At 42.0% G+C, this 14,629-nt stretch carries 11 protein-coding genes; all 11 read right to left on the reverse strand.

Annotation, left to right across the window (positions count from 1 at the left end):
* Positions 1 to 241 precede the first annotated feature (241 nt).
* The 11 genes from PK1910_RS07070 to PK1910_RS07120 all read right to left on the reverse strand — a co-directional run bounded on the left by PK1910_RS07070 (position 242) and on the right by PK1910_RS07120 (position 14,618).
* Positions 242 to 1,774 (reverse strand): ABC transporter permease/substrate-binding protein, encoded by a 1,533-nt coding sequence (locus tag PK1910_RS07070; RefSeq protein ID WP_058948249.1) that lies wholly within the window; start codon positions 1,772 to 1,774, stop codon positions 242 to 244.
* 173 nt (positions 1,775 to 1,947) lie between these two features.
* Positions 1,948 to 2,274: a YolD-like family protein gene (locus PK1910_RS07075; RefSeq protein ID WP_004694706.1), complete on the reverse strand. Its 327-nt coding sequence runs from the start codon at positions 2,272 to 2,274 to the stop codon at positions 1,948 to 1,950.
* A gap of 56 nt (positions 2,275 to 2,330) precedes the next feature.
* Positions 2,331 to 3,614 (reverse strand): Y-family DNA polymerase, encoded by a 1,284-nt coding sequence (locus tag PK1910_RS07080; RefSeq protein WP_058948250.1) that lies wholly within the window; start codon positions 3,612 to 3,614, stop codon positions 2,331 to 2,333.
* Positions 3,615 to 3,866: 252 nt separating this feature from the next.
* On the reverse strand, positions 3,867 to 5,225 hold the full coding sequence (gene dnaB / locus PK1910_RS07085) for a replicative DNA helicase (protein ID WP_008714774.1): 1,359 nt from the start codon (positions 5,223 to 5,225) through the stop codon (positions 3,867 to 3,869).
* 69 nt (positions 5,226 to 5,294) lie between these two features.
* Positions 5,295 to 5,741: a 50S ribosomal protein L9 gene (gene rplI, locus PK1910_RS07090; protein ID WP_004694699.1), complete on the reverse strand. Its 447-nt coding sequence runs from the start codon at positions 5,739 to 5,741 to the stop codon at positions 5,295 to 5,297.
* Positions 5,742 to 5,743: 2 nt separating this feature from the next.
* Entirely contained in the window at positions 5,744 to 7,765 is a 2,022-nt protein-coding gene (locus tag PK1910_RS07095) for a DHH family phosphoesterase (protein WP_058948251.1), read from the reverse strand.
* 16 nt (positions 7,766 to 7,781) lie between these two features.
* Positions 7,782 to 8,741, reverse strand: coding sequence for a DUF2232 domain-containing protein (locus tag PK1910_RS07100; RefSeq protein WP_058948252.1), 960 nt, complete (start codon positions 8,739 to 8,741; stop codon positions 7,782 to 7,784).
* Positions 8,742 to 8,934: 193 nt separating this feature from the next.
* On the reverse strand, positions 8,935 to 11,103 hold the full coding sequence (locus PK1910_RS07105) for a ribonuclease J (RefSeq protein ID WP_072210706.1): 2,169 nt from the start codon (positions 11,101 to 11,103) through the stop codon (positions 8,935 to 8,937).
* A gap of 395 nt (positions 11,104 to 11,498) precedes the next feature.
* The gene (locus tag PK1910_RS07110) at positions 11,499 to 12,575 is read right to left on the reverse strand and encodes a DUF805 domain-containing protein (RefSeq protein WP_058948253.1); all 1,077 of its coding nucleotides are present in this window, start codon (positions 12,573 to 12,575) and stop codon (positions 11,499 to 11,501) included.
* Between the two features lie 53 nt (positions 12,576 to 12,628).
* Positions 12,629 to 13,426, reverse strand: a complete 798-nt coding sequence (locus PK1910_RS07115) for a uracil-DNA glycosylase (RefSeq protein ID WP_058948254.1) — start codon at positions 13,424 to 13,426, stop codon at positions 12,629 to 12,631.
* A gap of 418 nt (positions 13,427 to 13,844) precedes the next feature.
* Positions 13,845 to 14,618, reverse strand: a complete 774-nt coding sequence (locus PK1910_RS07120) for an ABC transporter ATP-binding protein (RefSeq protein WP_021148703.1) — start codon at positions 14,616 to 14,618, stop codon at positions 13,845 to 13,847.
* Positions 14,619 to 14,629: the final 11 nt, after the last annotated feature.

Below are 14,629 nucleotides of genomic sequence, written 5' to 3' on the forward strand. Positions count from 1 at the left end.
TAATAGTGAAAGCTTCTATCCTGTATTATAAGTTAATTTATTGTCTATTTCTAATACTTATTAGACATATCTTGTTTCATATCTTGTTATATATGTTCCTAAACATTATTCATCAGATATTTTTATTTATATGAATATCTGTTCATATGTTTATATTACATCAAAGGAGATTAAATGTCAATACAAAATCATATTCAATATATATCAAATTTTATTTACTTTAGTTCTAACTATATTCACCTTATATCAAATTTCGTTCTACCAGGAATTTATGTGCTACATCAGCTGGCAGTTGATGTTCCGTTTCAACGGCGTAATTCATCTTCGCCATCTCTTGATCTGTAATCGTATGATTTAAACTTTCTAATACAGGCCGCAGTTCAGGATGAGCAATCAACACTTCGCTACGTACGACATTACCAGCCATATAGGATGGATATAAATGTTTATCATCTTGTAACACCGTAATCGGTGCAATACTTAATTGACCATCAGTCGTGAATATCGGCATTGCATCCACCTCACCACGACTAATAGCCGTATATTTTAGCCCTATATCCATATCTTTAGTAGCTTTAAAGCTCATACCATATACGCGTTGCAATCCAGCATAGCCATCCTCACGACCAAAGAAATCATATTCCCCGCCTAATGTTAGGGATGGTGCTATACGAGCAAGATCGGAATACGTTTTTACACCATAGGTCTGAGCAATCTCATTACGCACTCCTATGCCATAGGTATTATTAAAGCCGTACATGCCCACCCACTCAAAATTATATTTTTCTTTATAGGCCTGTGAAAGCTCATTAAATAGGCTTTCATCATAAGCATCCGTACGTTTCAGCACAGCAGACCAAGCTGTACCAGTATATTCAGGATATATATCAAATTGGCCGGAAAGCATAGCTGGTTGAATATTTGATGTACCACCACCTACACCTTCTGTAACCTCTACGGTTAAATCAGTCTTCTTCTCGATTAATTCTTTTAAAACATTCCCTAAAACAAGCTGTTCCGTCATAGGTTTCGTTGCAATATGAATAACATCGGTCTTCACATGACGGCAATACATAGCCCAGCCACCTATACCCATTGCAATTAGCGTCATAATCGAAACAAATATAATCGTATAACGCTTCATATGAGGGCTAATACGCGTTACTCTTTCACCTAGAGAAAAGAGCGCATCAACAGTAATGGCTAATAGTGCAATCAGTAGACTACCGGCAATCGTCAAAGCACTTTGATTCGTTGTAATGCCCCTATAAATCGCCACACCTAAACCACCAGCACCAATAAAGGATGCAATACCTGTCAAGGCAATGGTCATAACGAGCATAGTCCGTATACCAGCCATAATCGTCGGCATAGCCAAAGGAATCTCTATATTCCACAAACGTTGAATCCGCGTGAGCCCTAATGCAATCCCCGCTTCACACATGGCTTGATCAATCTGGTTAAGACCAGTAAATGTATTTCGTACCATCGGTAATAAAGCATATATAACCAATGCAATGATAGCCGTCGTATTACCAACACCTGATACGTACAACAAAAGGCCTAACATCGATATAGATGGAATTGTATATAGGAAATTAACCACTACCATAACTGGCGCAGCTAGCCGTTTATATTCGTATATAAACACACCCAATAAGCCACCGATGATGGTAGCAATAACAGAAGCTAATACTGAAATTTCTATATGCTCCCATAATAGCTGGAGGAAAAAATCATAGCGATTTATAAGTAATGATATGACATCATGCATTACATACACCGCCTTTCTAAGTCAAAAAACACGAAAAATTATATAGGTATATTAGAGTCAACAAAACTAAAGAAATCTTTATAAAGCTATATTTACCCATGATACTATTGTATACCTAATTATTTCTTAACTCTAGTCTATTTACCATACACAGTAAAAGCCATCATTTATATTTATATATCATACAAGTTCAGCTCTTTAATATATCTGAAAGGAATAACAGTTCCTTGTACAGATAGAATTTGTAATTGCTCACTAATCATATCAACAGCGCCTATAAGTTCCGTATATTTTCGTTTGTTGTAGTAAACGATTCGTACCCACTCCCCACAACGTACAGATTGTAAAACTGTATTTAACTCGTCTATTTGATCCTCTGATAACTCTGCCCGATTTTCTTTTGGCTTTGCTACAGCGGCTAATAACGCTTCAAATCCCCTCAATGCCGCAAAGGGCATAAATTGTTTTGCTCGCTGTAACCGAGACATGCGATGTTTCATTAATTTATACCTCCCCTTACGCGACTAATGTATTTCCAATGTATCCATTATAATATCTATTCCCCATTATGACCGCCTACCAAGGTATTTCTAAAGCGCATGGTGCCTTCCTCTTGTAAGCTCGATGCACGCAAAATAGAATTCTTACCAAACTGTTCCTTAATGGATAGCATAGCCTCTTGTACCTGTCGCTCTTTTTCCTCTTCATTTGTAGTAAGAGTGCTAAATAGGTCCACCTCTTGAGGTATGGCGGATCGATTGACTAAATCCTCAAAGCTGATTCCTATGCGACGGATGAGCTCATTTTTACGGCAATGCTGCTCGTATAATTTAATAACTGCCGCCGTTAACACCTGCAAAGAGTCAGTGTACTGCTTAAGCTTTTTAGAACCTCCTGTAGAGCGCATCATTTCATCAGCATAGCCGATATGGACATGAATGTGATTCGTGACCCCTTTGATTTGTAAAAGCTCTAATACCAAGGACTCTACCATTTCGCGCATAGGCACGTATGCCTCTTCATAGGTATAATTACGCAACAAAATCTGACTGTGCGAGATAGAGTGCTTAATAGGTCGATACGCATGGATATCCGCAATCGTACAAGGCTCACGGCCCCAAGCATGGTCAATGATGAGCTCTGCATTAATGCCAAACTCCTTGTACAACTTCGTCTCTGGAATCATAGTAATACCATGTAAGTCATAAGCACCATACTTATGCAAACGATTAGCTATGCCCTTACCAATCTGCCATATATCGGTCAAAGGCTGATGATACCAGATTGTCTCTTTAAAAAGGCTTTCATCAAGATAGCCTATAAAATCAGACGCATGTTTCGCCAAAATATCAAGGGCAATCTTAGCAAGAAACAAATTTGTTCCGATTCCAACGGTGGCATAAATCTTCGTTGCCTCTAGCACAGCATCGAGTAACATCTGCGCCAACTGACGAGGCGTCTTTTTATATAGTGGTAAATAGGGCGTAATATCGATGAAATACTCGTCGATAGAGTACACATGCACATCTTCGGGCGCCACATACTTGAGCAAGGTTCCATAAATCTCAGCAGACACCTGCATATACCGCTTCATATGTGGCTTCACCGTCAAATACTCAATATACGGTGGAATCTGAAATAATCGGCTGCGATTTTTAACACCTAACTTTTTTAAGGCAGGAGAAATAGCCAACGTAATAGCCCCCTTGCCACGAGAACCATCGGCCACCACCAGAGGTGTTGTAAACGGATCCAGTCCCAAATCGGCACACTCTACAGACGCGTAAAAACACTTCAAATCAATACACATATACATCCGATCCGTATCACCTGAACCCATACAAACACCCCCTAAGCCCCTAAACAACTGGCTTTTACAAAAATTAGAACACAAAAATTTCTATGATTAGTATAACAAAAATATAGAATATTTTCAAACATATGTTTGTTTTTATATTTAAAAAGAAAGGACTATACTTATGCAGCGACATCAGGTCACGAGGAGCAAAGAAGTATAGTCCTTTCTTTTTAATTAAAATGTAGCTGTGTTATGGGGCCCCATCAATATAGGGCACCCCCACGATAGTTTTCATTATTGTTCCGGCCCTAAGTCTCGGAATTCTACGTCTCTAAATTGTGTTAATTCCCCAACGAATTGGAGTTCCACGGTACCGATGGATCCATTACGGTGTTTACGAATGAGGACTTCTGCATTGTCCCCTTTTTCAGAGTTTTCATCGTAATATTTATCGCGGTACAAGAAGATAACAATATCCGCATCCTGCTCAAGGGAGCCAGATTCACGAAGGTCCGAAAGCACAGGCCGTTTATCTGGTCTGCTTTCAACACTACGAGACAACTGCGATAAAGCGATAACCGGCACGTTAAATTCACGAGCAATCAATTTAAGATTACGAGAGATTTCGGACACCTCTTGTTGACGGTTTTCGCTACCCTTACCAGCATTTCGACCTTGCATCAACTGAATATAATCGACGATAACGAGATCGAGGCCATGTTCAACCTTGAGACGGCGCAACTTAGAGCGCATATCTTGTACGGTAAGGCCCGGCGTATCATCGATAAATAGCTTGGATTTGCTCATGCGGTCCGCTGCGGCAATGACCTTTTCCCAGTCAGCAGGATCCATATTCGCACGGCGCAGTTTTTCAGAGCTCACACCTGCCACGGAGGACAAAATACGACCAACGAGCTGTTCCTTACCCATTTCCAAGGAGAAGAACGCCACCGTCTTGTCATACAACATCGTTACGTTTTGAGCAATGTTCAAGGTGAAAGCTGTTTTCCCCATCGCAGGACGAGCTGCTACGAGGATGAGGTCAGATTTTTGTAAGCCATTAAAAATATGGTCTACATCTTTAAAGCCTGTTGGCACGCCTGTAATAGCGCCATCATGCTGTTGCAATGCATTAAGTTTATCTAAATTAGATAAAACCACTTCCCCAATGGCAGCAAAGGATGATTCAGACTGGGTTTGACCGCTTACGTCTAATACCATTTGCTCTGCCTTGTTAAGGATAGCCGTCGGCTCATCTTCGCCAGCATACGTCATGCCAACGATTTTATTTCCTGCATCGATGAGGCGGCGCAACTGAGCTTTCTCGCTGATAATTTTCGCATGTTCCTCAACATTGTAGGAAACAGATTCATTCGCAAGAGATGTAATATAAGCAAGACCACCTACCGCATCGAGGCGCTTACGACGATCTAGCTCTTCACCAACGGTAATAAAGTCAGCTGTCTTATTGGCATGCACGATTTCTAAAATGGCATCGTAAATAATACGATGTGCATCGCGGTAAAAATCTTCAGATTTAAGAATACTTGTCACCGTATCTACAACGGCGCCCATATTGGATCCATTAGTTAATAAAGCCCCCAAAACGGCCTTTTCCGCATCTAGATTATGCGGTGGAATGCGTACATCCATGATAATCCCCTTCACACAACCACTATGGATAAAAGAATTCACCATACTCCAAGAGCATGGTGAATACTATTATTCGGCTACTACATTAACCTTGATAGTACTTGTAATTTCAGGATGAACACGAACTAGTACGTCATGTACGCCCAATGTTTTCAATGGTTCTTTGATTTCGATTTTCTTTTTATCGATATCTACTTTATATTGAGCTTTAGCAGCATCGGAAATATCTTTAGCAGTAACAGAGCCGAATACGCGGCCTTCTTCGCCCATGCGAACTTTTACAGTTACTTCAACCTTAGTCAATTGAGCTGCCAAGATCTTAGCTTCGTCATTTGCAACGGCTTTATTATGAGCAATGGATTCTTGTTTTTGTTTCGCATTATTTACGTTAGTTGCTGTACCTTCAAGGCCGAGACCTTTCTTGATCAACACGTTACGGCCATATGCGTCACTAACTTCAACGATTTCGCCTTTTTTACCAACTTTTTTAACATCTTCTAACAATACTACTTTCATTGTTATTCCTCCTCTTGTTCTGCGGAATGAAGCGCCTCAAGAGCATGCTCCAAAATGGCCTGCTTCGCTTCCTCTATGGTCATACCTTGTAATTGAGCACCAGCCACAGTTCTATGACCGCCACCACCCAAGGCTTCCATTACAACTTGTACGTTTACCTTGCCCTTGGATCGAGCACTAACGCCGATACCGCCATCATTTAGGGAATATAGTACAAAGGCAGCTTCAATATCTTCATTACTGATGAGCATGTCCGCACTTTGTGCAGCCAACGCCATCATATCCTTCAAGCCTTCAGGCGCTACAGAAATAGCAATTCCTTCAGTACGACTTGCTTCAAATACCATTTTAGCACGCAATTGGATAGAATCGAAGGTTTCAATAAACAATTGTTTAACTCTGTCGATATCCGCCCCTGCACGGCGCAAGAATGCTGCGGCCTCAAAGGTTCGCGCACCAGTTTGTTGAACAAAGTTCTTTGTATCTAGCACGATACCTGCATAGATACCTGTGGCTTCCGCTTTTGAAAGCTTCACAGGAACTCCTGCATATTGTACAAGCTCTGTTACGAGCTCAGATGTGGACGATGCAGTTGGTTCCAAATAGGTAAGCAATGGATTTTCCACAAAGTCCGCTGCGCGGCGATGATGGTCGATAACGATGCGTCGTTCAGAAATTTCAAGCGCCTCTTGAGCCGCCACCATTTCCTGACGATGCGTATCACACACGACAGTGAGCGTATTCGCATCTACCCATACTCTTGCAGCTTCTGCAGTAATAATATTCTCTTTCCAGAACTCTGACTCATTAAGAACATTCACCATTTTATCGATGGCGCTAGTTTCTTTTGAAAGCGCAATGCGCACGTCTTTACCAAGTGCTCGAGCAATGGCGGCTACACCGATAATGCCACCTAAGGCATCATAGTCTTCACGCTGATGCCCCATGATAAGGATCTTATCAGAATCAATCATAAGCTCATGTATAGCTTGAGATACAACACGAGCACGAACACGTGTATTCTTCTCAACGCCTGCCGTATTGCCACCAAAGAAACGTGTACTTTCACCATCCATAATACACACTTGGTCACCACCGCGACCTAAGGCGATATCTAAGGCTGCACGAGCACGACCAGATACATCTTTCACAGAACCTACATTTTCACTAATACCAATAGAAATCGTAGCTGGTACTTGACGCGGAGATGGTACTTTACGGATTCGTTCGAGCACTTTAAACCCGTCTTCCTCCATCTCATGAAGCGCACCACGAGAAATGGCAAAGGTATACATATCATCTTGGAAGTTACGAATAAAACCTTCGTAGCGATCGATTTCATCCATAATGATATTATTTATATCTGTCCAAATACTAGTATACTCACGATCACTAAGGCCTTTTGTCAATTCTTCGAGATTATCGATTTGAATCATACCCCATACAGGCTGCCCCTCTTCGGCTTTAATACGGGCTTTTTCTAGGTCAGTAATGTCCTTAAAGTACAATGCCATCACTGCATGTTCCGCAAGTTCATCTTCACTATCAATATCTGATCGCGTATCCCGAGGATCGATAAATTTATAAATAATTTGAAAATATCGATTTTCATATTTTTCCGTCATATATCCGGACTTACCCCAGATTTTATCGATACGGAAACCAGGTAACAAGGCAGACATTTTTTGGAGCTTATTCCAGTCGACCTTAACCCAGTCAGCGAAAACACTATTATTCCACACCAATGTGCCTTGCTTATTAACAAGAACAATCCCCATTGGCAAATTTTGTAAAGCAAAGTTAGAAGCTTGTGTGACATTTTTCATCATCGCACTAAACTGCTCTCTTGCTAAACGACGCCGGTTATGAAGGGTATTATAATTAACCAAATACGCCGCTACTACAATGATTAATGCTAAAATCGCAATAGCCCAATTTAAATAGGCCAGCAATAATAGCAATAATACGAGAACGGCAACAATGGTAATTTCTAAACCTTTCCATCTCCGTTGAAAGGATTTCATAACGGCCTCCTTTCTATTATGAGCTACGTTTTTCGAAACGTGCTCTCATATCTAAAAACATATCAAAAATACCATATATAACGAGTGCCAATGGACTCATTATATATAAAAAAGCTATAATAGCAAATTTAAAAATACCTGCTAAATTATAGGATTTCATGATGGACAACAAGCATGTAATGCCATTAAGTCCACAAATCATAGCACCAAATAAAGCTAGGTTAAGGCCTACATCAGCAAGAATACTTTCAGTATAGCCAAGATATGGCCCAGCATAAGCAAGGATTATACCAACCGCTAGTACACCAGCCCCCCAAAGCGGCATGCGCCACGTATCCATCGTTGGCAATATACGCATCACACTATTTGTACGGCGACCGATATACGATACAAGCTTAGCCAAGATATAAATCACTATTGCATTCGCTGCAAACCAATAGGCTAGAAGCATTCGTTTCACTTGCTGAAATGCAAAATCTAAACGGTTAATATATGCATCCATCTGTTCTTGTGTCATAGGTTGCTGCTTTACAGACTCAATTATAGCATTCTTAAGATCTACATCGATCATTCGACTAATCTGAGATAAGTCAAAAGATGTGAGGCCTGCAGAAATTAAAATTCCTATAAGGCTCGTTAAAGTAAGTGCAATAGCAGGTATAACGATAAGTTTACCAAAAGACCAATTCGCTCTAAAAGCTTCTCCAAGAAAAATACTCGGCAAAGAATATGCCAAAATAGTAGCCATTGCCATTAATGGGCCTACTAAAAGTGAAACGAGGACAAAAGCTACCACTGACGCGGCACAACTATATCGGCTCCCCCAGCGAATACCTATCAGTGCAATCCCAGAAGGTGCAACCAAGGTGGCAAGCAAACTAAGGAAAGGCACTGTCGATCCTACTATAGTTAACATAACAACAATGGTCGATACAAAGGCAGTTTCCACCATCGCTCTTGTATTTGTTTTATTCATAAATCACCATTCTTACATAAGAAGATATATTAATTGGTATCTTTTAATTATAACAGTTTAAAACGGTAACTTCAAATACCCCATATAGTAGACGAATGCGATAGCAGTGCTATTAATGGTAGTTTTTATTGCTCTTTTAAAATGTCAAAAGTACCACACCATGAGGTGCGGTACTTTTCTGTATTATATAAGATTATACGTCTTGAATAATCGGCAAGATCATAGGACGACGACGGGTTTTATCATAGAAGAATTTACCCAATGCGTCACGTACGTTTTGCTTAATGGTTGTCCAGTCTTTGATGCGTTGCATTTCACAATCTTCAAGAACTTGTTCTACGCGGTGCTCCGCAGCAAGCATGAGTTCTTCTGCGTCACGAACGTATACGAAGCCACGAGATACGAGGTCTGGACCAGCTACGATAGTACCAGACGCTTTGTCCATCGCCATAACAACGATAACCATACCTTCTTGTGCCAATTGTTGACGGTCGCGGATAACGATATTACCTACGTCACCAACGCCAAGGCCATCAACGAAGATAGCGCCAGCTTGTACGCGTCCACCTTTACGACCACCATCTTTATCAAATTCAAAGATTTGACCATTATCGCCGATAAGGACTTTCTTAGGATCTACGCCCATAGCCACACCAAGTTCACCATGACGACGCAACATACGGTACTCACCATGAACTGGGATAAAGTATTCTGGACGAACAAGGTTAAGCATTGTTTTAAGCTCTTCTTGGCTCGCATGACCAGATACGTGGATACCACGGTCTTTACCATATACCACATTACAACCTAAACGAAGTAAGTTATCGATAGTTCTACCTACAGCACCTTCGTTGCCTGGAATTGGTGTAGCGGAGATGATAACAGTATCATTCGGTGCCAATTCTACAGTGCGATGATTGCTTGTTGCCATACGGGACAAGCCTGCCATCGGTTCACCTTGAGAACCAGTCGTTAAGATCATGATTTGATCATCTGTGTAGTTGTGCATTACATCTACATCGATGATTGTATTTGGTGGAATATTCAAGTATCCGCGTTCTTGGGCAATTTCTGTAACATTGACCATGCTGCGGCCCATAACTACAACCTTACGGTTGAACATAACCGCCGCATCAATAGCTTGTTGGATACGGGATACGTTGGATGCGAATGTTGCCAAAACAACGCGGCCTTTTGCTTCTCCAACAGCTTGTTTAATCGCAGGACCTACGGAACTTTCAGAACCAGTAGTACCTGGTTTTTCTACATTTGTAGAGTCCGATAATAGCGCTAATACGCCTTTGTTACCGAGCTCAGCAAATTTGTGCATATCCATCAAACGGCCATCAACTGGGGTTTGGTCAATTTTAAAGTCCCCTGTATGAAGAACCGTCCCGATTGGTGTATTAAAGTATACAGCGCAGGAGTCAGGAATGGAGTGATTTGTTTGGATGAAACCAACAGTCACTTGACCAATTTGAACTTCATCGCCGGCAGCAATCGTACGCAGACATTTTGGAGATACCTTATGTTCTTTAAACTTGCCTTCGATTAATCCACAAACGAGGTTTGTTGCGTATACTGGGCAACTAATTTCTTTCATAAGGTATGCCAAAGAACCGATATGATCCTCATGACCATGAGTAATTACGACAGCTTTCACGCGGTCTTTATTCTCGATGATATAGCTCATATCAGGAATAACGATATCTACGCCAAGCATATCTTCACTAGGGAATGCAAGCCCAGAGTCAAGAACGATGATTTCGTCCTCGTATTGGAAGATAGTCATATTTTTACCAATTTCACCAAGACCACCTAATGGAATGATTTGGAATTTTCCCTTGTTGGCGCCATTTGGTGTGCGACCGACTAATTCCACTTGTTCCTCTTGATTGTTCCAACCTGTAGAACGATTATTTGAGCGGTTATTATTGCGGTTCTGACCATTTTGACCATTGCGACCATTATTAGTACGCGTATTACGTGTATTTTCACCACGCGGTGCACGAGTTTGACGAGTTTTGCGTTCTTGACCTTCACCTTGTTCGGCATTGCGACGTGTATTTGTACGGCGAGTCGTATTAGTACGGCCACCATTCGCACTTGTGCGAGTATTTGTAGAACGGCGTTGGCGTGTTGCACCTTCACCTTCACCAGCTGTTTGTTGGCGCGTACGACCTTCGCCAGCAGGGCGGCGTGTATTTGTACGGCGACGCGTTTGTTTTTGCTCGCCTTCAGCCGCAGCTGTAAGAGTAGCAGTTTTTGCTACTGTTGGTTCTGCTTTCACTTGCGCAGTAACCTGATTATCTGTTGTATTCACAGTTCCTCCTAAAATTTTGTTCATTAATTTATTTAACATAGTTTTTCTCACCTATCACTTGAATTGATCTATGCCACGAGGAAATGTCACACAAAGAAAAAGGCGCTATTATACTAGCGTCTCGTCAAATGGGCGCAAAAATGCGCTATCAAATTTTGCCGTTCCTAGTTTGTGTGCCATTTGCCGTAGCAAATGAGTATAGTGCACTATCAGATGCTTCAACCGCAAGAGACTTCTATTTTTATCTCAATCCGATACGCAGTGCAATATAGTCCGATCTGTTTTGATGAAAGCCTCACTTTCATACGTTGTGCTCATTATAACATAAAAACAACATAAACAAAAGAGTTCTACGCTTGATTCATCAAAAGTAACATAAAATTTTACTACTACTTAAAAGGGCGGCTCAAACCGAACCACCCCAAAGCATTTCATTATTTATCATCTGGCATACTTTTATAAAATCCTTCAATATGCCATTCGCCATTTTCTTCGACCAGAGATATGTAGCGTGTCATGTGCGCAGCCTCAACCGCGCCATCTCCGGGTTTAGTGACTTGCAGATCCGCTTCGTAAATGATGCGTTTCATGCTGTTTATACGAGTGATACGACTCGCACCTAAGGACCCGACAACCACCTTCGGCGCCGACTTCATAGATTCCATCCATTTTTGCTTTTCTACGGGATTCGTCTTAGTCTGATTGATAACATAGGTGAAAGCCTTATCATAGTTCTTTTCATTGACGGCATCAAAATAATCGTGTATCGCATCCCGTGCAGCTTCATCACTGCCTTGACCGACAATGATGTTCGTAAACCATCCGCCCAGCTCCAGTTCACTTTCCGGTCCCATATAACGAGCCGAAACACTGCATACGCAGATAGCACTCACCAGCAATGCAACGAGAATTCGAGTGGTGAAAGCACTGCTCGTAGGCGATACTTTCATAATAGATGCCAACCGTTTGTCAATGACGATGTTCCTTAACGCCTCACCATATTGATTGGCCTTCGGTTCACCCTTCTTACACAGTAGAGCAAATAGAATTATTGGCCCTATAAAAGGTATTAAAACAAAAAATAGATGTTCACTACTTTTACCGGTATCATGAAGGCGACGGATACATAGAGCCCCCAACGGAATTAGCAAGACTAGACCGATGATTGTCAGTAACATCCATGCCAACAGGATTAAATAAATACCCCTATGAAGCACCGCCGTAAGTCCATAAGCAAGCGCCAGAATTCCAACGATAACTAATAGCCACAACAAAAAGAACCGCAAAAATTCTCCTTTAGACGCGCGGCCATCTGAATTCATAAATTTGTGGCCTACCACATAAAGAAATGTATCCTTATAACTCAACTGATAATGCGCCAGCGGATAGATAATATCCCCTTCCGGTGCAATTCTCTCAACCTCCACCGCAGTCGTATACTGCCCGCAATGCGGACAGAACATGGCCGCCTCGTCACAATATTGACGGCAGGATTCACAATAACGTTTCATATGTAATACCTTCTATCTCAAAACTCTCTCTCTATATAGCTTCAACAAGATCTTTACGGTATAAATTGGCCTATAGCTTTAGCAAAACCTTCACGGTATAAATTAGCCCCACCGTTAGCCGGATGTCTAAGACCGATGGCTGAAAGGCCGAATCGCCCCATCGTGTCCGCCGATTTTTGACCGACAGCGAGCACGAGCGGCTCCGGTCCACCTAATTCGGTGTGCAATGCCAACAGTCTTTTCGTATATTCCCAACCCAGCTGCTGCTCCGACTCGGTCGGCGTCCGATTAGTGAGCGGTTCGCCCGCCTTGTGAGGGTGAAAGGGAAATATATTCCACAGCAACGCATCGTACGGATCAATTTCCTGTTCGATGATAGCACTCCATACTACCGTATCCGTAGGCTCGTTGAACCCCTGTTCCTGTTGGGTCCGTTTCAGCATAGGGCTCACAGGAGAGCTGGTTCTTTGTAATGTAACAGGCGTTATCTGATGCGCCCGAATCGTTTTATGCTTATCCAGCAATATGCGCTCACAGGTAATGGCAATACCCGAAAAGCGCCCACCTTGATATCCGACAGCCTCCGCCACCACAAAGATCTTGGAGCGTCCCAACCGCGGCAGCAAATACGCCATCAAATTGTTACGACGCACCTGAGCCGCATCAAAATCAGGCCGAACAATTTCGAGGTCAGGATTCACCTCGCCCCATGGATTGTGAACAAGCTCGCCCCTATATTGACCGAGCCAGTCTATAAACTGCTGTACTTTTGCAATCTGATTCGTATCAAACGAGGTCATATATTCATCAAAAGACAGCGTTTTCTCTTCCTCTGATGTAAATAAGGACATAGGCTCTCCCCCAATTTATACTACCGAACCATATAATAAATAATGCTGTATATCATAATTATCAATCCTTTATATACTGTATTTATACACTAAAGCCCATAATAATACAATCCATATATTACGATATCCAATCATAATATGTGATAATATATCTGATAATCACGCACTACATAAAATGTATGCCGTTACTATATATTATAATAGCATCCATTTCTGAAAGTTTGATGCGAAACTAATATTCAAAATATCCACATGCAACAAAATATAAAAAACTGTAATTTCAAAGCGACTTTAGATTCTCTACAATCAAAACGACAGGCCTCATGTAACAGCCTTGATGGTAATGAACGATCCTACTATCTTTGAAACTACAGTTTTTGTTGGACTTCTGTTGCTACTAATATATACAATATCACATTTATATATAAAACTCGATTTTGTCTTCTTTGGCGAGTTGGAATTGTTCAAATATGTGGTTTCGAATATTGACGAAGGACGCCGAGGTCCGGTCCGTCCTATCGATGAGATTGACGGGGATAATGGTTTGCACCCGTCCCGGATTAGCAGCGAGCACTACGACGCGATCCGCAAGAACCACCGCCTCTTCGATATCATGCGTAACGAATACGACCGTTTTACCCTCTTCACGGCAGATACGGGAGATTTCATCCTGTAAATTGATGCGTGTCAACGCATCGAGGGCCCCTAGTGGCTCATCCATGAAGATAATGTCCGGATCGACCGCCAACGCCCGCGCAATGGATACACGTTGCTGCATCCCGCCGGACAACTCCGCCGGATAGCGATTGCGCGCATGGTCGAGCCCCACCATTTTCACGTATTTGTCGATGATAGCAGGTCTCTCTTCCTTAGGCACATTCTTACTTTCAAGGCCCAGTTCAATATTGCTTTCCACCGTTCGCCACGGCAACAGTCCGTAATTTTGAAAGACCGTTACATACCGCAGTTGAGGTGCTTTCACCTCCGCGCCGTCGATGGTAACGGAGCCCGAAGTAACGAGCTCAAAGCCTGCCATAGCATTTAAAAGCGTACTTTTACCTGACCCGGAAGGACCTAAGAGACAAATAAATTCACCTCGTTCAATGTCCAGATTAATATTTTCAAGGATGGTGAGCGGTTCTCCATCTTTCATAAATTCCTTGTGTACATTGCGCACCGAAATGTAACCCATGCGTCCACCTC

The organism is Veillonella parvula (assembly GCF_036456085.1).
GTDB classification, from domain to species: domain Bacteria; phylum Bacillota; class Negativicutes; order Veillonellales; family Veillonellaceae; genus Veillonella; species Veillonella parvula_E.

Excerpts from the sequence above, each read along its gene's own strand:
- PK1910_RS07070 (WP_058948249.1), bottom strand. The coding sequence starts at position 1,774 with ATGCATGATGTCATATCATTACTTATAAATCGCTATGATTTTTTCCTC.
- PK1910_RS07075 (WP_004694706.1), bottom strand. The coding sequence starts at position 2,274 with ATGAAACATCGCATGTCTCGGTTACAGCGAGCAAAACAATTTATGCCC.
- PK1910_RS07110 (WP_058948253.1), bottom strand. The coding sequence starts at position 12,575 with ATGAAACGTTATTGTGAATCCTGCCGTCAATATTGTGACGAGGCGGCC.
- PK1910_RS07120 (WP_021148703.1), bottom strand. The coding sequence starts at position 14,618 with ATGGGTTACATTTCGGTGCGCAATGTACACAAGGAATTTATGAAAGAT.
- rplI (WP_004694699.1), bottom strand. The coding sequence starts at position 5,741 with ATGAAAGTAGTATTGTTAGAAGATGTTAAAAAAGTTGGTAAAAAAGGC.
- PK1910_RS07080 (WP_058948250.1), bottom strand. The coding sequence starts at position 3,614 with ATGGGTTCAGGTGATACGGATCGGATGTATATGTGTATTGATTTGAAG.
- PK1910_RS07100 (WP_058948252.1), bottom strand. The coding sequence starts at position 8,741 with ATGAATAAAACAAATACAAGAGCGATGGTGGAAACTGCCTTTGTATCG.
- PK1910_RS07095 (WP_058948251.1), bottom strand. The coding sequence starts at position 7,765 with ATGAAATCCTTTCAACGGAGATGGAAAGGTTTAGAAATTACCATTGTT.
- dnaB (WP_008714774.1), bottom strand. The coding sequence starts at position 5,225 with ATGGATGTACGCATTCCACCGCATAATCTAGATGCGGAAAAGGCCGTT.
- PK1910_RS07115 (WP_058948254.1), bottom strand. The coding sequence starts at position 13,426 with ATGTCCTTATTTACATCAGAGGAAGAGAAAACGCTGTCTTTTGATGAA.
- PK1910_RS07105 (WP_072210706.1), bottom strand. The coding sequence starts at position 11,103 with ATGTTAAATAAATTAATGAACAAAATTTTAGGAGGAACTGTGAATACA.